Genomic DNA, 16,644 nt, shown 5'->3' with positions numbered 1-16,644 from the left:
TATCGCACATCACAAAGCACTAATTATCCAAACACTCCGCTTAAATAAGCTCTCGTTTTTTCCTCTTTTGGATTTTCAAAAAATTCTTTACTTTCATTAAATTCAACAAGTTCTCCTAAGTGAAAAAACGCTGTATAATCAGCTACTCTTTTGCCTTGCTGCATATTGTGTGTAACCATAATCATACTTAAATTATGACTTAGTTCTTTTAAAAGCTCTTCTATGACAGCTGATGAGATAGGATCAAGGGCTGAGGTTGGCTCATCTAAAAGCAAAAGTTTTGGATTTATCGCTAGGGCTCTAGCTATGCAAAGTCTTTGTTGCTGTCCGCCTGAAAGGGCTAAGGCGTTGCTTTTAAGCTTGTCTTTTACTTCTTTAAAAAGCCCTACTTTTTCAAGCTTATCAACGACTAGAGCTTCTTCATCACTTTTGTGCTTTATTAAGCCATGAAGTCTTGGAGCATAAGCTATATTTTCATAAATGCTTTTCACAAAGACATTGGGCTGTTGAAACACCATACCTACGCTTTTTCTTAGCTCAACCACATCAAGCCCTCTTACATCTTTACCCTCAAGCTCGACAAGCCCTTCTATCTTTGCGATCTTGTCATTCATGCGGTTAAAACAACGCAAAAAGGTTGATTTTCCGCAACCTGAAGCACCGATTAATGCGGTGATTTTGTTTTTATTGATTTGCATATTGATGTCAAATAACGCTTGTTTTTTTCCGTAAAAAAGATTTAAATTTATAACTTGTGCTAGCATGTTTGTTTTCCTTGAAAGTATTTTCTAAGTAGTATGGCTACTAAATTTAATATCACTAAAAGTCCTAAAAGCACCAAAATTCCAGCCGCAGCTCGCTCTAAAAAGGCACGTTCAGGCATAGAAGCCCAGTTATAAATCAAAGCTGGAAGCACGGTTATAGGCTGATTGAGTGAGCTTGCTACATCTGGGATAAAAGCTATCATACCTATAAGCATTAAAGGTGCAGTTTCGCCTATGGCTTGGGCTAAGGCTAGGATAGAGCCTGTCAAGATCATAGGCATAGCTAAAGGCAAAACCACGCCTTTAACCATCTGCCATTTTGTAAAGCCAAGAGCTAAAGCTGCATTTTTCATACTCACATCAACGCTTTTTAAAGCTGCTTTTGTCGCAACGATGATGATAGGAAGACTCATAATAGCTAAAGTTAGCCCACCAACAAGAGCTGAGGAGCGAGGTACACCAAAAAAGTTGATAAATAAAGCAAGCCCTAAAAGCCCAAAGATGATACTAGGAATGCCCGCAAGATTGTTGATACATACTTCTATGATATGTGTCAGTAAATTTTGTGGAGCAAATTCCTCAAGATAAATCGCAGCTGCTACGCCTATAGGCACAGCTACAACCATACACACAAACATACAAAGCAAGGTGCCTACTACTGAAGCTAGTATGCCTGATTGCTCAGGAGCTATTTTTGAATCCCCGCTTAAAAAGAAATTTGAGTTAAATTTAGCCTCAAGTAAATGATTTTGTATAAGCGTATCCACAAGGGCTTTTTGTGTGTCATCAAGCTTGTTGAATTTCTGCTTAGCGTATTGATCAACTTCTGCATTTGCTAAGAGCCAAATTTGATCTTGTGGTAAGCCGTTTTGGCGAATTTGTCTTCTTTCATTTCTTGAGAGTAACGCTATCACGCTTGAGTTTGACTCAGCACTGATTAAAATATAATTTTGCTTTAAAGCAGGCAAACCAAGATATACAAGCGTGCTTATAAAGATAAACAAAAAAAGCATATTAATATACAAGCCAGCTTTACAAAAAAACTTAAAATGTTTTGAAGCTTTTTTGCGTCGTTTTATGAGAGTTTTCATAGGCTTTTTCCTTTGTGGAATTTATTGATAAGATAAACACTAAACATATTGATGATTAAAGTGATGATAAAAAGCGCAAGTCCTAAAGAAAAAGCGCTTAAGGTTAAAGAGCTATCAAAAGCTTGATCGCCTTGTAAGGCTTGGACTATATGCACGGTTATCGTTGTCATATCTTCTAAGAAATTTAAGCTCATATTTGGACGCAAAGACGCTGCCATAACCACGATCATAGTTTCTCCTAAAGCCCTTGAAAGCCCAAGCAAACAAGCAGCGATAATGCCGGGCATAGCTTCTGGCAAGATCACAGCAAATACCACCTCTTTTTTTGTCATACCCAAAGCATACGCTCCTTGAATTCGCTTAACATTTACAGCCTCAATACAATCTTGTGATAAAGAAGCCACTATAGGCACGATCATAATCCCCATCATAAAACCAGCTCCTAAAGCACTTTCATAACTTGCATTCATACCAAAAGCGTGAAATACCCAGACTATTGAAGGGGCGATGATAATCACAGCAAAAAAACCAAAAACAACGGTTGGAATTCCAGCGATAAGCTCAAGCACTGGCTTAAGATAGTTTTTTGATCTTTTACCTGCAAAAACCCCAAGATACACAGCACACATAATACCCAAAGGCAAAGCTGTAATCATAGCGATAACAGAGATATAAAAAGTCCCCCAAAACAAACTCGCCGCACCAAAAACCCCATGCCCTGTGCTACCATCAGCTAAGGTAAAAGCCGCATCAGCTGCCCACTGAGAGGAAAAAAGAAAGGTAAAAACGCTTTCTTTGCTAAAAAACTTCAAAGCCTCGATCAAAATAGTAAGCATAATCGCAAAGCTAATCACCACGCTTACAAAAGCACATAAAAAAAGTATGCTTTTAATCACTCTTTCTTTCATAATCTTCTTTTCAAAATTTAAAATTCTTGCTTTAAAAAAAGCTGTGAAAGTATAAAAGGACTTGGAAACTTTTTGGAAACTTATAAACTTTTTATTTAAGTGAATTTTTATACTATTTTATATAAAATTGAAACTTCATTTTAAAATCATAAAAAAGGAGAATTTAATGAAATTAAACTTCAAATTAAGTATAGCGGCTATACTATTGCTCGCTGGGGGGGGGGCATTAAAGGCTGAAGAAACGCATACTCTTGAATCTTCAGTTATCTCTGCTTCAGGCTTTGAACAAGATATCAAAGACGCTCCTGCGAGTATCTCAGTAATCACAAGCGAAGAGCTTAATTCTCGTCCTATAAAAGACATAGGTGAGGCTATACAAGAAATTCCCGGCGTTGATGTGTCGATGAATAAAACTGGAACTTATGATTATAGCATACGCGGTTTTGGCTCTGCTTATACCCTTGTTTTGATAGATGGCAAGCGTCAAAGCGTAGCTAATGGCTTTTATAGCAATGGCTTTGATGGCAGTGAAAGCGGCTACATGCCTCCACTTGCGATGATAGAAAGGATAGAAGTTATAAGAGGACCAGCCTCAACACTTTATGGCACTGATGCGGTTGGAGGAGTGATAAATATTATCACTAAAAAGATGAGTAATGAAGTCAGTGGCTCTATAGCTCTTGATACCCAACTTCAACAACACCCTGATATTTATGGTAATGCTGGCTCTATGAATGGTTATATCTCAGCCCCACTCATAGAAGATAAGCTTTCTTTTTCAGCTCGTATAAAATACTATAGCAAAAACGAATCTTCTCACCTTTGGCCTAGCGTGCCTTACAGCAATGGCACTCAAAGACCGGCTAATTTTCAAATTCCAAGCCATAGCCCGGGCAAGCTTACAGCCTTAAACATAGGCGGACGCTTTAATTTTGTGCTTGATGAAGCAAATAGCTTTTATTTTGACTATGAGCATTATGATAATAACATCGTTACGCGTTCAACAAGCGGGCAAGCCATTCGCTCAGATAGGGTAATCAAAAAAGATAATTTCGTGGGAAATTATGATGGAAGTTTTGCTTTTGGAAGCATTAATTCTTACGCACAATACGGACGCACTTGGGATAAAGACCTTGTTTCTCAAATCATAGTTGGAGAAACAAAGGCTGTGCTTCCTTTTGACTTGGGTGCGGCTGGAAATTTGGTTGGTTCTTTTGGAGCAAGGGCTGATTATGAGGTTTTAACCGATGATACGGCAGGAAGTAGAGGCAGCACAAATATTTTACAAGGTAAAAATATCGATCAAATCACAGCCGCTTTATACGGCGAGGGCGAATACTTCATCACTGAAGATTTCATCTTTACCACTGGTTTAAGATGGGTGTATAGTGATTTGTTTAAAAGTGAATTTACACCAAGAGTATATGCAATCTATCATATCACTGATGATATAGCCTTAAAAGGTGGCATAGCAAAAGGCTATAAAACACCGCAAGCTAAGCAAATCAGAAAAGGCAGATATAGCTCAAGTGCAACAAGTGATGCTTATGGTAATCCGGACTTAAAACCAGAAGAAAGCATAAATTATGAGCTTGGGGTTGATTTTAATTTATTTGATTATGCAAATTACACTATCACAGGCTTTCTAACAGACTTTAAAAATCAAATCAGCACACAAAACGCAGTAATGGGAGATATTTTACCAAATGGCGTAACTTGCAACGCAAGCGGAGGTTGTACCTATCCTATCAATCTTGGCAAAACTCAAGCTAAGGGTATAGAATTTGCTTTTAAGAGTGCAAAATTTTATGATTTTAGACTAAGTTCAAGCTATACTTTTATAGAAAATGTATATAAAGATGGTGTTTTAAATGTGCTTGGTGGCACAAGGGTTGAAAACAAACCAAAACATATCATTAGTGCTAAACTTGATCATGAATATGGTAAATTCAACTCTTTTTTAAAATTTAGAGGCAAATTTAACACTATAGCTAGAGCAAAGGGTGGCAACAATAGACCTTTAACTAACGCAGGTGGAACAAACATAGAAAAATACAAGCCTTTTTATACTTTTGATCTAGGCACAAGCTACAAGATAGATAAAAACTCAACCTTAAGCTTTATGATTTACAATCTATTTGATAAAGACTTTTTTGATCCTATAGCTACAGGAAGAGACGCCACAACAGGCAATCCAAGCGGATATGCTAACCTCTATCAAGACTATACTGAGGGCAGAAGCTTTTGGATGCATTATAAATACGACTTTTGAGCTTTTTAAGCTTTATTAACTTCTTTCACTAAACTTACCCAAAAGCCTTTTTATGGGCTTTGGGTAAAGGTGTTTTGCTGTTTTAAAACACCCTGCCAGCTTTTACCAGACTTTCATCAAGTTTTGTTTTCTGTTCTAAATGCTTTTGACTTGCTTTTAAATTCGCATCGCTTAGTGGCACAAGCCCTATTTTTTCAAGCTCTCCACCGCTTTTTGCTAGATCATCGCTCATATAAAGTTTAGCAAATTCTAAAGTTTCAGGGTTTTTAGCGTTTAAATATATATACAAACTTCTTGCAAGCTCGTATTTGCCCTCAGCGATATTTTTTTCGTTTGCTTCTATGGTATCTATCTTAGCAGCATTGATTTTATCTTTATTTGAAGCTAAAAAGCCATATCCAAAAAGCCCAAAGGCATTTTTATCCGCACCTAGCTTTGAAACGATTAAATTATCATTTTCTCCGCTTGGGATATATGCGCTATCTTGACGCATACTTTTGTATTTGCCAGCTTGATCGCCGTATTCTTTAAATTTCTTTGAAACCTTGCTTAAAACAAGTTCTTCTATGGTATCTCTTGTGCCAGAGCTTGATGGAGGTCCGTAAATGGCTATCTTGCGATTTGGTAATTTTTTGTCGATTTGTTGCCAATTTGTGTAAGGATTTGGCACAAGTTTGCCATTTTGTGGAATTTCTTTAGCAAGAGCTAAAAAAAGTTGCTCTAAAGTGATGTTTAAAGGTGCGTTAGCTTTGTTTTGTGCCAAAACTATACCATCATAGCCTATCATCACACCTATAATGTCTTTTACTCCAGAGTCTTGGCAAGCTTTAAACTCACTTGGCTTAATCGCTCTTGAAGCATTTGAAATATCAGTTTTACCTTCGCAAAACACCTTAAATCCTCCGCCTGTGCCAACACTTTCAACTATAGGCGTAGCTGTTTTTTTCACGGCTGCATACTCTTCAGCAACAAAACTTGTGAAAGGATACACGGTTGAAGAACCAGCTATTTTTAGCTCTGCTGCTTGAGTCAAGGCAAAGGCAGTCACACTGAGTGCTAGAATTTTTTTCATTTTTTTCTCCTTAAAATAATTTAAACACGCAAAGTGTAAGATAAAAAAGAAACTTTTTAGAAACATATCATTTTATTTAAAAAAATCTCATATTTTTGATAAATATTTTCTTTAAATAATGATATTATCAAAAACTTATATTTTTGATAATATAAGTTTAAAAGTCTATTTTTAGGTATATTTATACTAAAATATCAAGGTTTAAAAAGCACTTTTTATTATCAAAATAAAATAATTTTGATAAATTTTTTTTCATTTTTTGTAAAAAAATTAAAAAATTGTGCTATAATTTTCTCACAAAATCAAAAAAAGGAGAAAGTTATGCTTTCAAAAGAAGTTATTGCTCTACTTAACGAGCAAATCAACAAAGAAATGTTCGCGGCGAATTTGTATCTTAGTATGAGTTCTTGGTGCTATGAAAATAGTTATGATGGTGCTGGCTTGTTTTTATTTGAACATGCTGGCGAAGAAAGCGATCATGCTAAAAAACTCATCACTTACCTTAATGAGACAGATTCACATGTCAAACTTGCTGAAGTTGCAAAACCAGATGATGAGTTTAAATCCTTGCTTGATGTGTTTGAAAAAACATATAAACACGAGCAGTTCATCACAAAGTCAATTAATGATTTGGTTGATTTTATGCTGATCAAAAAAGACTATCCAACTTTTAACTTCCTTCAATGGTATGTTGCTGAACAGCACGAAGAAGAAGCACTTTTTAGAGGTATAGTTGATAAAATCAAGCTTATTGGCGATCACGCAAATGGTCTTTATCTTGCTGATGCATATATCAAAACTTTAGCTAAAAGCTAAAAACTTGGTGTGGCTTTTAAGTGATTTTAAGCCACACTTTTTTATTGAATTCATTTTGCTTTGTAATTTCTTTGAGTTTTTATAATCTTATCAAATGCTAAGCTTGTTTTATTTAAAATAACAGATTTTTTTGTCTCTTTTTTGTTTTTCTAGCTTTTACTTACTAATAGCGCAGCGGTGCTTTGTCTTTAAAATGATAGTGTTAAAAAAATATAATTTTAAGGATTAAACAAGCGAGCAAAAGCCCAAAAAGGCTTTTTGGTAGATTTATTTAAAAGTTGTGCCACCATCTACGATGAAAGTGTGTCCTGTTACCCAGCTGGCTTTTTCAGAACACAAGAACAAACATGCGCCGGCTAAGTCTTCAGGCTGTCCCATGCGGTTAAGTGGGCTAAGATCAATAGTAGCTTGCTTGACTTCTTCATAATTTGTAAAGGCTCTTAAAGCGTCTGTTTCTATAGGACCGCCACTTACTACATTTACGCGTATATTTTTGTCCCCAAGCTCAGTTGCAGCGTATCTTGCCATAGCCTCAACAGCAGCTTTTGCTGTGCCATGCCCTGCGTAATTTTCAATATAGACTAAATTTCCAGTTGATGAGATGGAAATGATAGAACCCCCACCAACTTTTTCCATTCTTTTAGCAGCTTCTTGAGCGCCTACTACAAAGGCATTTACTGTGGCTGTAAAGATATTGTTAATCCCTCTTGGACGAAGCTTCATAAATTTAGTATATCCACCTACTACAGCGCGTCCTGAGATAATGGCATTTGAGATAAAAAAATCCACCCTATCAAAGTCTGCATCGATCTTTTCAAAAAGCTCTTTATAGGTTTCTGGCTCAAGTATATTAAACTCATACGCTCTTGCTTTTATAGCATAATCTCTTTCAAGCTCTTCTACCAAACTTGAAGCTATATCAGCGTTTGAATTATAAGTGAAAGCAACATTTGCTCCAACTTTAGCAAATTCATATACTATAGCTTTGCCAATACCCCTTGTGCCACCACTTATAACAAGGGTTTTTCCCTTAAAGAAATCTTTCATATTCTCTTCCTTTAACTATATAATCTTTTAAAGTCTAAATTTTATCAAATCTTGCTTAAAAAACAGCTAATACACTTTAAGCAAATTTGGTAAAAACTCACCTTGATGTAAAATTTCCACAAGCAAAAGTGCAAAAGCCCCAAAAAACCAATTTATACTTCTCATAAGTTCTTTATGAAAAAACTCTGGGCGCATTTTAATCTCATAAGGCACATAAAAATCTTTAAATTTTGGAAAAAATCTTGAAGTTTTAGCTAGAAACTCTTCATATTTACTTCCAAATTTAGAACGCAAGAAGTTTTCTTCCCCTTTAATCGTATAGTGATACACCCACAGATAAAAAATCACTGCGATGATGATAAGACTAAGCTGAGCTTTTAAAGCCACAAGCCCTATAAAGGCGATAAAAGAGAAAAAATACAAAGGATTGCGGCACAAGCTATAGGCTCCATAATCAATAAAATGAGTCCCATCTGTGCCTTCATTTTTCATACCGCCGATAAAAATCGTCGCATAAAGCCTACCAATAACGCCTACAATCACACAACAAAAGCCCACAAAGCGGATAATATTTGCCACAAGCTCATCATAAGCACTATAACTTACCAACACATAAACGATAAAAATAAAGGCAAAAATATACTGCCACACAAAGCGGTTAAACATAGCTTACCTCTTTATCTAAACAGGAATTTTTCAAAAATAAATTCTTGCTTTTAAAATTTGAGCTTATGGCTTTGATATACTTAAACGATCTCATATTGCTTTAAAACCTCTTCAAGTTTTTTTAATGTTTCTTTACTTGGAGCAACTAAAGGCAGGCGGTATTCTAAGCTTTCAAGCAAACCACACAAATGCATCGCGGCTTTTAATGGTATAGGATTGCTTTCACAAAATAAAACTTGATTGATATTATAAAGCTTGTCATTAATAGCCTTTGCACCCTTATAATCCTCAGCTAAAGCTAAATGCGTAAGCTTTGCTATCATATCAGGCAAGAGATTTGAAGTTACTGAGATGACGCCTTTTCCGCCATTTGAAAGTATAGGATAATTAATAGCATCATCGCCACTTATAACTATCATTCTTGGCTCATGAGCGAGTAAATCCACACATTTATTCATATTCCCACTTGCTTCTTTAACCCCATAAATATTCTCACAATCCCTAAAAAGCCTTATGATGGTATTTGTTTCTATCTCACAACTTGTTCTGCCTGGTACATTATATAAAAGCACAGGAATTTCAACACTTTCAGCTATAGCTTTATAATGCTGATAAAGTCCTTCTTGAGTAGGCTTGTTATAATAAGGCGTAACGCTTAAAATACCATCAGCCTTGTGTTTAGCCGCAAATTGAGCCAAATCAACAGCTTCATGAGTAGCATTTGAGCCAGCTCCTGCTAAAACCTTTGTATTTGTGCCTTTGCACGCATCAACAGCAATTTCTATGCAAATTCTATGCTCTTCATGCGTTAAAGTCGCACTTTCTCCAGTGGTGCCAACAGGCACTACAGCATCTATGCCGTTTTGAATTTGTCTTTTGATGAGCTTGTGAAAAGTCTGCTCATCAAGCTTGCCATTTTTAAACGGCGTTGCAAGAGCTGTCATGGCTCCGGTGATGGATTTTGTATTCATTTTTTGTCCTTTCTCAAGATGAGTGTGGTTGAGTTTTTAGCTGTAAAATACTTTTTAGCTACTCTTACTAAGTCTTTTAGCTCAAGTTGTGAGATATTTTTTTCATATTCTAGCAAGGGCGTTAAATCTCCTTTGGCGATGAAATTTCCATATACATTGCTTACTGAGCTTGCATTTGCCAAAGAAAAGATAAAATCACTTTTAACGCTATTTTTAATCTTTACAAGCACTTCTTTTTCAAGCTTTTCTTGTTTGATACTTTGTAAAATTTTAAGCAGTTCTTGCTCGACTTGCTCGGCTTTTACGCCCACATTACAAATACAAATGAAAATAAATAAATTCTCATCTATACTTTCATTGCAAAAGGCATAATGCTCGTTTATAAGCCCTAGTTTATCAACTAAAATTTCATTGATTAAAGAGCTTTTTCCATTGCCTAAAAGCTCGCTTAAGGCTTGTAAGGCTGGTATATCTTTGTGCTTAAAATTTGGGATTTTAAAGCCAAGAGCGAGCATTTGTGTGCCACTTTCTTTTTGAATTTCTATACGTTTAGCCCCATCTTGCTTTGGCTCTTTGGTGTGTAGTTTTGGTATCTTGCCCTTATTTTTAATATGAGAAAAATGCTTATTTGCGCACTCAAAAACTTCAGCTGCTTTGATATCTCCACTAACAAGCAAAAAAGCATTTTGTGGCTGGTAAAAGGTTTGGTGAAACTCTTTAATGTCTTCTATGCTCCAATTTTCAATGTCTTTCATAAAGCCAATCGGCGTCCAGTGATAAGGGTGGTATAAAAAGGCATTATTAAAAAGACGAAAGTAAAGATAACCAAGCGGGCTATTATCAGTCCTCCAAAGTCTTTCTTCAAGCACAACTTGACGCTCTGGCTGAAATTCCTCATCTTTTAAATTTAAGTTTTGCATAAGTTCTGCAAAAAGCCACAAAGCCTTGTCTAAATTGTCTTTAGAGCATTTGATATAATAATGCGTATAATCAAAGCCTGTGCTTGCATTATCAACCCCTCCAAAGCCTTTTACTATCTCATCAAATTCCCCTGCTTTTAAATTTTTTGTGCTTTTAAAATTTAAGTGTTCAAGCATATGAGCTATGCCACTTTTGCCTAAAACTTCATTTCTTGAACCAACCTTATAAAAAATATCTACACTTATAACTCCGCTTTTTTCATTGACTGGAAAAGCATAAACTTCAAATTTGTTTTTTAACACTTGTTTTTCATAAGCGATCATTTTAAATTTGCTCCTACTGCTTGACTGATATGCACGAATTGATCTTTTCTTAAAAGCTCAACTAAGCCTTGATTAATTTGTGCGGCTATGCTTGGTCCTTTATAGATAAAAGCTGTATAAACTTGCACTAAATTTGCTCCATTTTTAATCCTCTCATACGCCACCTCAGCGCTATCAATGCCCCCACTTGCGATAAGCAAGGTTTTACCAAAAAGTGTTTTAGCCAGCTCTTTAAAAAATATCCCACTTTTTTCTTGTATAAGCTTACCACTAATGCCTCCAAAGGTGCGGTTATTATCAAGTAAAGAATAATCTGTGCTAGTATTTGCGATGATAAGCCCACTTACTCCTTCTTTGATCGCGCATTCACAAAGTTTTAAGGCTTTATCTATACTCATATCAGGAGCAATTTTAAGAAAAATAGGCTTTGAAGTGATAGCTTTAGCCTCTTTGAAAAGCTCTTTGATAAAATTTTCACTTTGCAAATCCCTTAAATTTTGCGTATTTGGCGAAGAGATATTGATGATAAAATAATCACACAAATTTTCAAAACTCTTAAGCAAAATAAGATAATCGCTCAAAGCCTCTTCATTGCTTGTAGTTTTGTTTTTGCCTATATTTGCACCAAGTGGAAGTATAAAAGGATAAAGATTAGCTAGCCTTGAAGCGATTTTATCCTTGCCTTCATTGTTAAAACCCATAGCATTTTGCAAGCTTTCTTGTTCTATGAGGCGAAACAAACGAGGCTTGTCATTGCCCTTTTGAGCTTTTGGCGTAAAAGTGCCAAATTCTAAAAAGCCAAAACCAAGAGCACTTAAAGGACGTATCATAGTCGCATTTTTATCAAAACCACCTGCTAAGCCCACAGGATTGTTAAAATATAAGCCACAAAGTTCTTGTTTAAGGCTATCATCATCAACGATATAATTTTTAGCTAAAAAACTTAAAGCCCCAGGACACACAAAATTTAAGCTTCTTAAAGCCCACTCGGCTAAATGATGTGCATTTTCTGGATCAAGCTTAAAAAGCAAGGGTTTGAAAAATTCATAACTCATATTTTTCCTTGATTATTTTTAAAAATTGTAGCCAAGCTTAGCTAAAAAATGGCTTTTAAATTTCTTCTCCTTGAGCACTTTTTTCTTTAAATTTCTTATATAAGCTACAATGTTCAAGCAAATAAGCATCATTTCCTGTAGCTATAACCTTGCCCTTTTCAACTACAACTATAGTATCAGCATTTTCTATAGTGCTAAGGCGGTGAGCGATGATGAGTATGGCGTGATCTTTTTTTAGCTTTTCTATGCTTGCAACTATAGCCTTTTCGCTTTCATTATCAAGGGCTGAAGTGGCTTCATCGAAGATGAGTAAGTCTGGATTTTTATACAAAGCCCTTGCTATAGCTATACGTTGTTTTTGCCCTCCGCTTAAATTTTTGCCATGCTCTTGCAACACGGCATTTATACCACCTAAATCTTGCACAAAATCATACGCACTTGCTTCTTTTAAAGCTTGTATTACCCTTGCTTCATCAAATTCCTCACTATAAGCGACATTTTCAGCTATCGTATCATTAAAAAGATAGATATTTTGAGTCACTAGGGCGATTCTAAGGCGGAGGGATTTTAAAGTATAATTTGTGATATCTTTTTCATTGAGTAAAATTTCACCCTTTTGTTTGTCATAAAATCTTAGCAAAAGATTGATGATAGAGCTTTTTCCACCCCCGCTTGGTCCAACTAAAGCACAAATTTGTCCTTTTTCAAAAGCAAAGCTTGTGCCATTAAGTGCGTGCTTATCATCTTCATAGTGTAAATGCACATTTTTAAACTCTATCCTTTGTATGTGTTTAAGCTCGTCTTTACCATCTTGAATTTCAGCTCTTAAGTCAAGCAGATAAAACACTCTTTCACTTGCTGCCATTGCTCCTTGTATGCGTCCATACATTGATGAGAGTTTTTTAAGCGGAGTGTAAGCCATAAAAAGCGCAGTAATAAAACTTGAAAACTTACCCACATCAAGCGAACCATCAACAACTTCTTTTCCACCTATAAAGATCACTACAGCAACGCCTATAGAGCCAAAAATTTCCATGATAGGACTAATAGCCGCATCAACCCTTGCGCTTTTTAAGCTTAGCCGAGCAAGCTCTTGATTTTCCTTGCTAAATTTAAGTTCTTCTTTAGTATGAGCATTATTGGCTTTAATAAGCTCTATATTTGAAAAAATTTCGCTTAATCTTGAAAGCATATCAGCATTTTTTTCTTGAGAAGCGTGTCCTATCTTTCTTAATTTTTTTGCAAAAAGTATGAGCGGATATAGAGCAAGTGGGATAACAACAAGGGCGAAAAAAGCCAGAGTTGGACTTTGATAAATCACTACAGCCAAAAGCCCCACAACCATAATAAAATCCCTTATAAACTCAGGAATTATATTTGAAACTATGCTTTGTAATGCCCCTATATCGCCGGTGCAGCGGCTCATCAATTCTCCGCTTCTATACTTATGAAAAAAGTGCATATCAAGGCTGAGTATATTTTTAAGCATATGATCGCGAAGTTTTTGCAAAATACGTGTGCCTATAAAGGCTGTATAGTAGCTTTGTATATACATACCTATATCTTTAAGCAAATACACCCCAATGATACCAAGCGGCAGATAATACAGCATTTCCTTGCCCTTGTTGATAAAAATTCCATTAATCACCGGCTCCATTATCCAAGCACTTAAAGATGTCCCAGCTGCACTTAAGATAATGCCAACACCCACAAGTAAAAAATAAAGCTTATGCTCTATATAATAAGGCTTAAAGCGGATCAAAACTTCTTTTAAATTCATATCTTTACGCGTTTTATTCATTATTTTTTTCCCATACTACGCCATTTGGTGTATCTTGCAAGCTAATGCCTTTTGCAAGTAAATTTGCTCTGATTGTATCAGCTTTTTGAAAATCTTTTTCTTTTTTTGCCTCAGCTCTTAAGGCGATTTGCTCCTCAATAAAGTCAAGCTCATCTTTACTTACGCCAAATTGAAAATACGCATTTGTATCTAAAAAACCAAGCCCCAAGATCAAGCAAGCTTCTTCTAAGGCTTTGCTAAGATCGGCTTTTAAGGCTTTGTTTTTACTATCTTCATCAAGCTTTTGATTGCTCTCATTTATAAACTCATCAAAGCTTGCAAGGGCTGCTGAGATATTTAAATCATCTTTTAAATTGAAAAGCAAATTTAAAGCAAGCTCGCTTTTAAAGCCTTCTTTTAATTCTTGAGTTTCTAAGTCCTTAAAAGCCTCTAAACCTAAGCGTTTTTTAAGGCGGTAAAGCTTATCAAGCCTTTTTTTAGCCCCAGCTAAATCCTGTAAAGAATAAGAAAAATGTGCCCTATAATGTGAGCTTAAAAGATATAGCCTTAAGACTTCTCCTTGAAAAGATTTTAAAGCGTCCTTGACAAAAAAGCTATTATTTAAACTCTTGCTCATCTTTTCGCCATCAATTTTTACAAAGCCATTGTGTAGCCAAAATGAAGCGAGGCTTTTATCAAAGGCTAAACGGCACTGACAAGCCTCATTTTCATGATGAGGAAAAAGCAAATCTATACCTCCACAATGTATATCAAGCCCTTCTTTAAAGAGACTTTCTATCATGGCAACGCATTCACTATGCCAACCTGGACGCCCTTTACCAAAGGGTGCAGGATAAAAGCTCTCATCAAATTTCCACAGCACAAAATCACTTTCATTGCGTTTTTTGCTCTCATTTTCAAGGCGGCTGATATTGTTTTCAAAACCCCTATGAGAAAGGCTTAAATAGGCTTTATCTTTGCTTGTATCAAGATAAATTCCATCTTTAAGTGTATAAGTAAAGCCTTTGTTTATAAGCTCTTGTATCAAAATAATCATTTCTTTGATAAAATGTGTCGCTCTTGGTTTAAAATTTGGCTCTAAAACATTTAAAGCCCTCATATCCTCTTCATAAGAAGCTATGTAAAAGGCGGTAAGTTCTTCTAGGCTTTGGTTGTTTTCTTGCATTTTTTTAAGAATTTTATCATCTATATCAGTGTAATTTCTTGCAAATTTTATTTTAAAATTAAGAGCAAGCAAAACTCTACGCAACAAATCAAAACAAATGCTACTTCTAGCATGTCCTAAATGTGCATGATCATAAGTTGTAGGACCGCATAAATAGATATTTATTTGTTTTTTACTCAGCTCTTTTTTTTGCTTTGAAACACTATCAAATAAAATCATATAAGCCCTTTAAAAAATTCATAAGTATAAACTAAGCATTGTATCATTATAGCTTTAAATTCAAGTAAAAGTAAAGCAAAAGCTAGTAAAAGCACGCAAGCGATGAAAAAATGTTTTAAACGAATGAGGCTAAAAAAACGCGCAAAGCCAAATTCTTTGATATTTGCACCAAGTAAGTAAAAAGCACTTACTGAACTAGCCAAAGATACGCCTATGACTTTATACTCTACATTTTCTATCAAAAACACACAAGCTAAAGAAAAAATTAAAGAAATAAGCAAGGCTTTAAAGGCTATTATCGCAGCGATTTTTTGCTTGAATTTTGCATACAGCCAAAGTGAGAGTAGTTTTTGTAAGCCAAAAGGCAAAAGCCCAAGCATATAAGAAATAAGCACTAAGGCTGTAAGCTTGGTATCTTTATCGCTAAAATTTCCCCTCTCAAAAAGCAAAGCCGTGATCTCATGAGCAAAAATTATACCGATGATGGTAGCTAAGATAAGTAAAAAAGATAAAGCTTCTAAAGCCTTTTGCATAAAGCTTAGGGCTAATTTTTCTTCCCCACTTTTAAGGTGTTTGAGTATCTTTGGAAAAGAAACTTGAGTTAAGGCTATGGCAAAAAGAGCTAGTGGAAGCTGAAAAACGCGGTTTGCATAATAAAGATAAGAAATGCTTCCAGTAAGTAAAAAGCTTGCTATAGTCGTATCTAAAAGCGTGCTTAGCTGAGTGGCTGAGCTTCCTAATATGCCATGAAAAAAAGTACTGTAAAATTTCTTTAAACGCACCTTAGTTTTTTTAAGTTTTATACTTAAGAACATGGCTTTTATCACAGCATTATTGCGTAAGGCTATGATATGCCAGATAAGCTGAGCAAGCCCACTTAAAACTATGGCATAAGAAAAATAATATAAATTTTTCTCAGGCTCATTCGCATCAACAAAAAAAGCTGCTAAGACTATGCAGAGATTAAAAAAGGAGCTTGAAAAAGAAGTGATAAAAAATTTCTGTTCATAATTTAAAATCGCTCCTAAAAGCGTAACTAAAAAGATAAAAAACAAATACCAAAAATTTATAGCCACAAGTGGAGCTGCCATAGCTATAGTTTGAGCATTAAAACCAAAGGCAAAGATTTTGGTAAAAAACTCAGCAAAAAAACTTACTAGTAAGCAAAATAAAAACACTATAGCACAAAACTGCACCAAAACAGCAAGGGTAAAAGCGCCTTTTTTTTTCGCACTGGTAAAATTTGGTAAAAAACTCTGCCCAAAAGCCCCTTCAGCAAAAATACGTCTAAAAAAAGCAGGCATTTTAATAGCCACAAAGAAAATATCACTATAAAGCCCAGCTCCTAAAAACAAAGCCAAAAGCACATCTCTAACTAGCCCTAAAACACGAGAAAATAATATACCTAAGGCATTGATGATGAAATTTTTAAAGACTTTATTTTTTTGCACTTGCTTTCTTTTTTCTATAAAATATATGGTTAAAAATATTTATTTTAGCTAAATTTTGATTAAAATTCAGTATAATTTCTCATTGTAAAGATATTTTTAGAA

General features: G+C 35.2%; 14 protein-coding genes. 2 read left to right on the top strand and 12 right to left on the bottom strand.

What is annotated here, in order from left to right:
* Nucleotides 1–23: 23 nt before the first annotated feature.
* Genes pstB through pstC form a run of 3 tightly spaced genes read right to left on the bottom strand, consistent with a single transcriptional unit; the run spans nt 24 to nt 2,766 of the window.
* Nucleotides 24–764, bottom strand: a complete 741-nt coding sequence (gene pstB / locus CQA38_RS06600) for a phosphate ABC transporter ATP-binding protein PstB (protein WP_137633201.1) — start codon at nt 762–764, stop codon at nt 24–26.
* Complete coding sequence (pstA, locus tag CQA38_RS06595; protein WP_137633200.1) at nt 758–1,855, bottom strand: phosphate ABC transporter permease PstA; 1,098 nt, start codon at nt 1,853–1,855, stop codon at nt 758–760. Before pstA ends, pstB begins: the two co-directional genes overlap by 7 nt.
* On the bottom strand, nt 1,852–2,766 hold the full coding sequence (gene pstC, locus CQA38_RS06590) for a phosphate ABC transporter permease subunit PstC (protein ID WP_137633199.1): 915 nt from the start codon (nt 2,764–2,766) through the stop codon (nt 1,852–1,854). The genes pstA and pstC overlap by 4 nt, the downstream gene beginning before the upstream one ends.
* 163 nt (nt 2,767–2,929) lie before the next feature.
* Between pstC and CQA38_RS06585 the strand changes: the two genes are divergently transcribed.
* Nucleotides 2,930–5,035: a TonB-dependent receptor gene (locus CQA38_RS06585; protein ID WP_137633198.1), complete on the top strand. Its 2,106-nt coding sequence runs from the start codon at nt 2,930–2,932 to the stop codon at nt 5,033–5,035.
* Between the two features lie 82 nt (nt 5,036–5,117).
* Here the strand turns inward: CQA38_RS06585 and CQA38_RS06580 are convergent, their stop codons facing one another.
* Entirely contained in the window at nt 5,118–6,107 is a 990-nt protein-coding gene (locus CQA38_RS06580; protein WP_137633197.1) for a substrate-binding domain-containing protein, read from the bottom strand.
* Nucleotides 6,108–6,428: 321 nt separating this feature from the next.
* Here CQA38_RS06580 and CQA38_RS06575 point away from each other — a divergent pair, with 321 nt between their 5' ends.
* Nucleotides 6,429–6,923 (top strand): ferritin, encoded by a 495-nt coding sequence (locus CQA38_RS06575; protein WP_137633196.1) that lies wholly within the window; start codon nt 6,429–6,431, stop codon nt 6,921–6,923.
* 267 nt (nt 6,924–7,190) lie between these two features.
* Here the strand turns inward: CQA38_RS06575 and CQA38_RS06570 are convergent, their stop codons facing one another.
* From CQA38_RS06570 to murJ, 8 genes are all read right to left on the bottom strand, one after another.
* Nucleotides 7,191–7,970, bottom strand: coding sequence for an enoyl-ACP reductase (locus tag CQA38_RS06570; RefSeq protein ID WP_137633195.1), 780 nt, complete (start codon nt 7,968–7,970; stop codon nt 7,191–7,193).
* A 66-nt stretch (nt 7,971–8,036) separates the two neighbouring features.
* On the bottom strand, nt 8,037–8,636 hold the full coding sequence (locus tag CQA38_RS06565) for an isoprenylcysteine carboxylmethyltransferase family protein (RefSeq protein WP_137633194.1): 600 nt from the start codon (nt 8,634–8,636) through the stop codon (nt 8,037–8,039).
* Between the two features lie 80 nt (nt 8,637–8,716).
* The gene (gene dapA, locus CQA38_RS06560) at nt 8,717–9,607 is read right to left on the bottom strand and encodes a 4-hydroxy-tetrahydrodipicolinate synthase (protein ID WP_137633193.1); all 891 of its coding nucleotides are present in this window, start codon (nt 9,605–9,607) and stop codon (nt 8,717–8,719) included.
* On the bottom strand, nt 9,604–10,851 hold the full coding sequence (locus tag CQA38_RS06555) for a pitrilysin family protein (protein WP_137633192.1): 1,248 nt from the start codon (nt 10,849–10,851) through the stop codon (nt 9,604–9,606). Before CQA38_RS06555 ends, dapA begins: the two co-directional genes overlap by 4 nt.
* Entirely contained in the window at nt 10,848–11,906 is a 1,059-nt protein-coding gene (locus tag CQA38_RS06550) for a quinone-dependent dihydroorotate dehydrogenase (protein ID WP_137633191.1), read from the bottom strand. The genes CQA38_RS06555 and CQA38_RS06550 overlap by 4 nt, the downstream gene beginning before the upstream one ends.
* 55 nt (nt 11,907–11,961) lie before the next feature.
* Nucleotides 11,962–13,707, bottom strand: coding sequence for an ABC transporter ATP-binding protein (locus tag CQA38_RS06545; protein ID WP_249355225.1), 1,746 nt, complete (start codon nt 13,705–13,707; stop codon nt 11,962–11,964).
* Entirely contained in the window at nt 13,700–15,091 is a 1,392-nt protein-coding gene (gene cysS / locus CQA38_RS06540; protein ID WP_137633190.1) for a cysteine--tRNA ligase, read from the bottom strand. Before cysS ends, CQA38_RS06545 begins: the two co-directional genes overlap by 8 nt.
* Nucleotides 15,088–16,542 carry a murein biosynthesis integral membrane protein MurJ gene (gene murJ / locus CQA38_RS06535; RefSeq protein ID WP_137633189.1) on the bottom strand — a complete coding sequence of 485 codons (1,455 nt, stop codon included), beginning with the start codon at nt 16,540–16,542 and terminating at the stop codon, nt 15,088–15,090. Before murJ ends, cysS begins: the two co-directional genes overlap by 4 nt.
* Nucleotides 16,543–16,644 lie beyond the last annotated feature (102 nt).

It is taken from the genome of Campylobacter sp. MIT 12-5580 (assembly GCF_005406235.1).
GTDB lineage: Bacteria > Campylobacterota > Campylobacteria > Campylobacterales > Campylobacteraceae > Campylobacter_D.
The sequence above is the reverse complement of the archived record's forward strand: the minus strand, read 5'-3'. Positions and strand labels throughout refer to the sequence as shown.